This window comes from Mesorhizobium sp. M7A.F.Ca.US.005.03.2.1 (genome assembly GCF_003997795.1).
GTDB classification, from domain to species: Bacteria; Pseudomonadota; Alphaproteobacteria; order Rhizobiales; family Rhizobiaceae; genus Mesorhizobium; species Mesorhizobium ciceri.
On the sequence record NZ_RZRP01000479.1, the window covers coordinates 1 to 4,874 of the forward strand.

The 4,874-nt window shown below is 61.6% G+C and carries 5 protein-coding genes; 1 reads left to right on the top strand and 4 read right to left on the bottom strand.

Annotated features, from left to right (window positions below; translation table 11 throughout):
• Nucleotides 1-160 precede the first annotated feature (160 nt).
• From EN991_RS23470 to EN991_RS23485, 4 genes are all read right to left on the bottom strand, one after another.
• Nucleotides 161-811, bottom strand: a complete 651-nt coding sequence (locus tag EN991_RS23470; RefSeq protein WP_063168879.1) for a glutathione S-transferase — start codon at nucleotides 809-811, stop codon at nucleotides 161-163.
• Nucleotides 812-882: 71 nt separating this feature from the next.
• Entirely contained in the window at nucleotides 883-2,649 is a 1,767-nt protein-coding gene (locus tag EN991_RS23475) for a Rieske 2Fe-2S domain-containing protein (RefSeq protein ID WP_127369652.1), read from the bottom strand.
• 21 nt (nucleotides 2,650-2,670) lie between these two features.
• Nucleotides 2,671-3,564 carry an aromatic ring-hydroxylating dioxygenase subunit alpha gene (locus EN991_RS23480; RefSeq protein ID WP_013529897.1) on the bottom strand — a complete coding sequence of 298 codons (894 nt, stop codon included), beginning with the start codon at nucleotides 3,562-3,564 and terminating at the stop codon, nucleotides 2,671-2,673.
• Between the two features lie 29 nt (nucleotides 3,565-3,593).
• A complete protein-coding gene (locus EN991_RS23485; protein ID WP_127369653.1) occupies nucleotides 3,594-4,451 on the bottom strand; it encodes an aromatic ring-hydroxylating dioxygenase subunit alpha in 858 nt (285 codons plus the stop codon).
• A gap of 250 nt (nucleotides 4,452-4,701) precedes the next feature.
• On the opposite strand from EN991_RS23485, the gene EN991_RS23490 reads away from it, so the two are divergent.
• On the top strand, nucleotides 4,702-4,874 hold a 173-nt coding region (locus EN991_RS23490), incomplete at its 3' end, for a winged helix-turn-helix domain-containing protein (RefSeq protein ID WP_164769329.1).

The following is a 4,874-nucleotide window of genomic DNA, read 5'->3' on the forward strand; positions in this document are numbered from 1 at the left end:
GATCTCGACCAGCACTTCGCCCTCGCGCGGGCCCTCGAGGTCGACCTCCATGATCTCCAGCGGCTTTCCGGCGGCGACAGCGACAGCGGCGCGGGTTTTCATTCTTTTTCTCTCCCAAATCTCTATTTTGCCGGGCCAGAACGCGGCGCTTATGATCAGACTATGCGGCGATCTTGCCGGGGCCGGCGGGAAACACACCCGACATGACGGTGAAGCCCTTGATGCGCTTGACACGGTCGCACCAGCGCCGAATAGCCGGATAGTCCTGGCGCGGAACACCGCCTTCCTCCGACAGGATGATGTAAGGAAAACAGGCGATGTCGGCGATGGTCGGGTGACTGGCCGAACAGATCCAGTTGCGGCCCTGCTGTTCGCCGAACCACAGATGCTCGTCGAGGATACGGAAAAGGCGATGCGCGCCGGCACGCGCGGCATCGATATCGAAGTCATAAAACAGCGCATCGTGCAGGCGGGCGGCCGACGCCGTCGAAGTGATACCGTCTGCAAAGGCCAGCCACTGGCTGATCTCGCCCAGCAGAGCGGGATTGTCCCGCGGATACCAGGTGCCCGACGGATCGTATTTCGAGGCGAGATAGACAAGGATCGCTTGGGCATCGCGCAAGATCAGCTCTTCATCCTCGATGACCGGCAGCTGGCCAAGCGGATTGAGTTTCAGGAACCATTCCGACTTGTGTTCGCGGCCGGGGTAGAAGTCGACCGGCACGGTCTTGTAGTCGATGCCGAGAAAACTCATCAGCAGCCGCAGCTTGTAGCAATTGCCCGACAGTTCGTAGTCGTAAAGCGTGATCATCGGCAGCTCCTAAAGCAATTCCAGGAAATGTGTGTAACGGTTTTCCGTCCGGAATTGCGTAAAACAAACAGTTAGATGTCCAGCACGAGGCGTGCCGATTTGGCGCGCGAAACGCAGGTCATGATCTTGGTTCCGGCCTTCCTCTCGGCATCGTTGAGGTAGACGTCCTGATGGTCCGGTTCGCCCTCGATCACCGTCGCCACGCAAGTGCCGCAGGCGCCTTGCTCGCAAGACGACGGAACATCGATGCCGCTTTCGCGCATGACCTGCATGATCGTCTTGCCCGCCGGCACCTGAAGCGTGACGCAGGAGCGCGCCAGCGCGACCTCGAAGCTCGAACTGTCGTCGATCTTGTTGGTGTTCTTGAAGTACTCGAAATGGACGGCGCTATCCGGCCAGCCCTGCTCGGCCGCGATCTTGCGCGCGGCTTCCAGCATCGGTCCCGGGCCGCAGATGTAGAGATGCATGCCATTGCGATGACCGGCGAGGAGTTGTCGAAGCTCGGCGCCGGTCGCGTCGGGCGAGAGGCCGAGATGCGGCTTCAGCGCATCGCCGAGATGCTTCAGCCGATCGGCAAAGGCGAGGTGTTCCTCGCCTTGCGCGAAATAATGCAGCTCGTGCGCAAGCTCCTGGTTCTTCAGCGCCTGCGCCATGGCGAGCAGCGGCGTGATGCCGATGCCGCCGGCGACGAACAGCGTCTTGATCGCATCGCGGCGCAGCGGGAAGTTGTTGCGTGGCTCGGAAATCGCCAGCACGTCGCCCTCTCGCACCGTCTCATGCATGCATTTCGAGCCACCCTTGGAGTCCCGTTCCAGCTTGACGCCGATGGTGAAGCTGTCGGTTTCACCGGGACCGTTGGTGATCGAATACTGCCTGATCTCGCCATTGGGCATGTGGACGTCGATATGGGCTCCAGGCTGGAACGTCGGCAGGATGCCCTTGATCGGACGAAGCTCGAAGCCTGCGATCCCGTCGGCGGTCTGCCATTTTCTGGCCACGCTGACACGCAGCGCAGCCTTGCGGCCATGCGTGGTCACCTCAGGCATTTCGGCGAGTTCGGCCGAGACCCGTTCGTAGACCGGCTCGAGCGGCGCCGGCGCCGGCGCGTTCGCCACGTCGCGCTCGACCTCGTCGCGCAGCTTGGAAAGCCGCTCATTGTGGTGACGCAGAATGGCAATGCGCGCGGCGCCCTCGGCCTCCTGATCGAGCACGCCGCGGATCACCGAACGGTTGGAATCGACCGGCTGCACGAAGAAAACGCCCTGCGTCTCGGCGCTGCTGGCTCGCGAGCGAAGCGCCACAGCGAAATCCTGGGCGGCTTCGACGAGAATGTCGGCGCCCTCGCCATCGATCGCTCCGTTGGGTTGAAAGCGATAGGCTCTCAGCCTCTCGACGACTTTGTCGGCCGGCGCGTTGACCGCGATGCCGCGCAAGGCGAGGAGCTTGCCTTCGGCGAGGCCGGCAATCTCAGGCACCTCCCCGCGCGGCTCTTCCGAGGACCAGACCAAGCCATAACGTTCGACCGCCGGAAAAGTGCGGTTGGTGATGGTGCGGGCGGGTGCATCGGCCGGATGAGCCGGGATATAGGTGCAGCCAGCGGTGCGGTTCGAATAACGCCAGCCGTGATACTGGCATTTCAGTTCGCGCCCGTCATTGATGCCGATCGACAGCCTGACGCCGCGATGCAGGCAGCGGTTCTCCCAGATGTTGACGTAACCGTCATCGGCCCGCCACACGGCGAATTCCCGGCCGAGCAACTGGCCGTGGAAAACGTGGCGAAACGGCAAATCATGGGCAGCGGCGATCGGATGCCACCGGCTTCTGGCTTCTTCCAACATCAATCGTCTCCAAAATGTCTGTCAGGCTGCAGCCGGGATGACCCCGTAGGTCACGCCCTTCTGGCTGAGCCAGCGCCGGTAGGCGATGGCCGACTTGTCAGCGCGGATCGGCGTCTCGGCGCGCGGATCGAGCGGCAGGCGCTTCGGCACCTGGTTTTCCAGGATCGGCTTGTCCTGGCCGAAGATCGTCTGCTGGAAACGCTTGATCACCTTGTCTTCATTGTCTTCGTCGAGCACGCAAAGCAGCATGTGGGCGCGCACATGCTCCTGGTCGACCGGCTGCAGGAAGACGGCGATGACATCGCGCCGGGTCTCGTCGACCGGGCTCGATTTATAGAGCACCGAGCAATAGGGATGCGGCACGCGATAGACGTAGTCGACGTCGGCGCCGCCATCGGACGCCGTCGACGCCATCGGCTGGAAGAAGCGGCAGCGCGTGGCCAGGATCTCGTCACGATCGACGGAGATCTCGACGTCGTATTCCTTGACTTCGGTATGCGGCTCGACGCCGAGTATGTCGGTATGCACATAGGGGAAGTGGCCCATGTCGAGAAAGTTCTCGATGGCGCGCGGCGCCGAGACGTTGACGCCGAACGTTGCCGCATTGAGCTTACGGCGGTCCGGCTCTTGATATTCGGGGATCGGGAACAGCTCGGCCGGCGGCGACCCGAGCGAAGTCCAGACATAGCCATAGGCGCTTATTGCAGGCAGCCTGTCGGCGGGTGGAATATGGTCAGCCCTTTGCACATCGGGACGCGAGCGCCAGACGACGGGCTCGCCATCCGCGTCCACCGCAAAGCTGAGGCGCTCCTCGAGCAGAACGGTCTCCTGGACGGCGCCGGGAGCAGCTTCCGCGATGGCGCCCACGGGATGCCAGAGATTGAGGATCACGGGATCAGCGCATTTCGTCATCATGTTATCCCTTCAAATACCCTCGGACGTCATCAGATCTGTGCCGGTATCGCACCATAGGTGACCGCCCTGTCACGCAGCCAGCGCCGATAGGAAACCGAGACGGCATCGGCGCGGATCGGGGTCTCGGCGCGCGGATCGAGCGGCAGGCGCTTGGGGACCTGGTTTTCCAGGATCGGCTTGTCCTGCGCGAAGATCAATTGCATGAAACTGCGCACCGTCGCCGCGTCCATGCCCTCCTTGAGGTAGCAGAGATAGGGATGCGCGACGCAGTTCTCCTCGTCGACCGGCTGCACGAACAGCGTGATGACATCCAGCCTCCCCTTCTGGATCGGATTGCTCTTGTAGAGCGCCACCGTATAGGGCCGGATCACCTTGTAGATGTACTCGACGACGAACCCTTCCTTCGCGGTCGGCGACGCGATGGGCTGGTAGAATTTGCATTCGGTCGCCAGCACCTCGTCCTGGGGCGTGATTTCCACCTTGTAAGGCACGACCTCGGTATGCGGCTCCTCGCCGAGCCAGCCGGTGTGGATGAAGGGGAAATGCCCCATGTCGAGAAAATTCTCGACGGCGCGAAGGCCCGACACCTTGACCGCGATCGAGCCGCCGCTGACCAGATGTCGATCCGCCTCGTTGGCCTCGGGGATGTAGATGATGTCGCGCCAGGGTTTGTCCAGACAGGTCCAGACGAAGCCATAGCGCTCGGCGCTCTTCAACACGTCGCCGGTATCGTTGCGAACGACTTCGATCTTGTCTGAATGTTTGCGAACGACGAGATCGACCCCAAGCAGACGGGTCGAAAAGGGCACATCCTGGCTGAGCGATTCCTGGTCAGCGACGATATGCCAGTCGTTCAGAAGCTCGCGGTCGACGCAACGGGTTGCCATCGGCATCCCTCCCAACTCGGCTAGCCCTTCACCACGAACCTAGCCTGACGTTTCGCAATGACGAAATCACAAGATTGGATACCAATCAATGATTTTTTGTCAGCCAAAATCATTTTTTGTGTTGACAGACTATGATGATTGAATTCCGATATGGAAAACCTGAACCTGGGATATGGCACATCCCGAAGCGTCATGTCTTCATCATGGAAAGCCTGCTGATCATGTCGTCGCAAAGGCGGAGAACCGTGCCTTGAGCAGCCGCTCCCAGACGATCGCGGACACGCTGACCCGCGCCATCATCGACCATCGGCTGGTGCCCGGCTGCAAGCTCGGCGAGCGCGAGCTTGCCGAGATATTCGATGTCAGCCGCATCGTGGTGCGTCAGGCCCTGATACGGCTCGCCGATGACGGGCTGGCGCAGAT

Bases quoted from the DNA above. Each gene is read 5' to 3' on its own strand.
- EN991_RS23470 (WP_063168879.1), bottom strand. From the start codon at position 811: ATGATCACGCTTTACGACTACGAACTGTCGGGCAATTGCTACAAGCTG.
- EN991_RS23475 (WP_127369652.1), bottom strand. From the start codon at position 2,649: ATGTTGGAAGAAGCCAGAAGCCGGTGGCATCCGATCGCCGCTGCCCAT.
- EN991_RS23480 (WP_013529897.1), bottom strand. From the start codon at position 3,564: ATGATGACGAAATGCGCTGATCCCGTGATCCTCAATCTCTGGCATCCC.
- EN991_RS23485 (WP_127369653.1), bottom strand. From the start codon at position 4,451: ATGGCAACCCGTTGCGTCGACCGCGAGCTTCTGAACGACTGGCATATC.